Origin of the sequence: Microcoleus sp. OTE_8_concoct_300 (assembly GCF_031383065.1) — a bacterium.
Lineage (GTDB): Bacteria > Cyanobacteriota > Cyanobacteriia > Cyanobacteriales > Microcoleaceae > Microcoleus.
The window spans coordinates 1-1,646 of the sequence record NZ_JANMZH010000660.1 but is presented as its reverse complement, the minus strand read 5'-3'; the positions used below and the strand labels follow the sequence as shown (position 1 = coordinate 1,646).

4 protein-coding genes are annotated in these 1,646 nt (G+C 39.9%); 1 reads left to right on the top strand and 3 read right to left on the bottom strand.

Annotated elements, in window-relative coordinates:
• The first annotated feature begins 152 nt into the window (after window positions 1-152).
• Window positions 153-404, top strand: coding sequence for a hypothetical protein (locus ACUVJL_RS29945; RefSeq protein ID WP_445249162.1), 252 nt, complete (start codon window positions 153-155; stop codon window positions 402-404).
• Window positions 405-515: 111 nt separating this feature from the next.
• Here ACUVJL_RS29945 and ACUVJL_RS29940 read toward each other — a convergent pair whose 3' ends face one another.
• The 3 genes from ACUVJL_RS29940 to ACUVJL_RS29930 are packed head-to-tail and all read right to left on the bottom strand — an operon-like array spanning window position 516 to window position 1,520.
• Window positions 516-776 (bottom strand): hypothetical protein, encoded by a 261-nt coding sequence (locus ACUVJL_RS29940; RefSeq protein ID WP_445249161.1) that lies wholly within the window; start codon window positions 774-776, stop codon window positions 516-518.
• Between the two features lie 37 nt (window positions 777-813).
• Window positions 814-1,119: a hypothetical protein gene (locus ACUVJL_RS29935; protein WP_445249160.1), complete on the bottom strand. Its 306-nt coding sequence runs from the start codon at window positions 1,117-1,119 to the stop codon at window positions 814-816.
• An 11-nt stretch (window positions 1,120-1,130) separates the two neighbouring features.
• On the bottom strand, window positions 1,131-1,520 hold the full coding sequence (locus ACUVJL_RS29930; protein ID WP_445249159.1) for a hypothetical protein: 390 nt from the start codon (window positions 1,518-1,520) through the stop codon (window positions 1,131-1,133).
• Window positions 1,521-1,646: the final 126 nt, after the last annotated feature.

The window sequence follows — 1,646 nt, the reverse complement described above, 5'->3', positions numbered from 1 at the left end:
GTCAAATCTTTGACACCATCTATCGAAGCAGGGGGGCATCGCGGCAGGGGTTGTCTCTTTCATTGGTCATTCTTTAACGTTATATGCTTGCTATGCAAGCATTATAACGTATTTTTACCGTATTTTTTGTTTAAGTCCCGCTAGGAGAGAAAATGCGTAAACCAACACCAGGCGAATCAGTATTTTTGGCAGGAACATTGACAACAGCTTTGTTAGCAACTGCTGAAGTTGTCCCCAATGTAATGAAAGAGTTAAAAGAGGACGCGCATCAGGCAAGTGAAGAATTGAAGCGCAAAAAGTCAGCAAATCCAGCAGACACTTTTACCGCTGGACTAATTATAGGTTTGGTTGGCGGAGTCGTAGCTACAACAAAGGTTATATCGGATAAAATTAATAATCCATAATAACCAAAAAGTAAATCTCATAGTTAAATCATTTTAAGTTGTGATTTTACTATGAGATTTATGAATCAGTTAGCAATTTTTTATTTTTTGCTTGGTGTGTTGGTTGGATTACTAATCATCTTCTTCCTCTCTCAGTTCATTGAATAATTCATTTGTTGGTTCGTTGTGTAGTCTGAATTTAGGAATGCGAGGCGGTTTATTACTAAAAAAGCCCCAAGCAATTAATGCAATCCCAGCAACAAGTTGACCATCTTCGTTGCTAACACGTTTGCAGGCTACAAGAAGTTCTGCGATACCTGCAACAGCTCCTAAAATAGTTGAAATAGTGTCTAACTGATCTTTAGTTGGTTCTCTAAATCTTAGTTTCATCATTTGCAATTTGGTTAAATTAAAACCGTTAGTCTGTATCTTAAAACTGTTCTTCGATCGTTTGGATAATATTACAGGAGCCAATATCGAGCTTTTTTTCAATAGCCTCGATTCTGCCTTCCAAAGTTATAAATCGAAGTTTATTCATATCTTGCCAGCGTCGCATTTTATAGCCAGCGGTTATCATATCGGTTTCTTGTTTTTTGGTTAAATCATAAGAAAACTTCTCAATCTTATAGACTAACTTATCCTTAATTTGTAGAGAAGCCAACCAAAAAATATAGGTTGAGATAATGGCAGTAACACCGATCGAACTAGCAATGTAATCAAGAGTTTCTTGTTTCATTTTTTCATAGATTACAGTTTATTGCCCGGAATGATAGTTGTTGGAAATACAAAATTTGGGTCAGCAATATACCGTGGGTCAGATTTGACGCGATACATAAAGTCGATATGTTCTTCACATAATCGACCTACAAAACATCCAGCTCCGGCTGTGTGAATGTCGTTTTTAGGATGGTTATAGCCCCAATGTTGATTGATACCAAAGTAACCCTCATCCATCGCATCCCCAGTTCTCATCATGTCCCGATTCCAGTCACGGTGCACTCTAACCGCCCCGACCTGGATAAGAGCTTCATGCGGGTCAGAGTAGCCGTGGATGCCAACTTGCCAAGCTTTGTACTGCCCAAAAGCAATTCTGGCGGCTCCATTGGGGTTCATGGGGTTGTCGGTGTTTGAACCCACATTCCGCACCCCCAAGGGGCAGCGTACGCGGATTGAGGGGTTCAACAGTTGACAGTTGACAGTTGACAGTTGACAGTTTGAGATCGACCTCTACCTAGAAGGAAGAGGATTGAAACAGTGAATAAT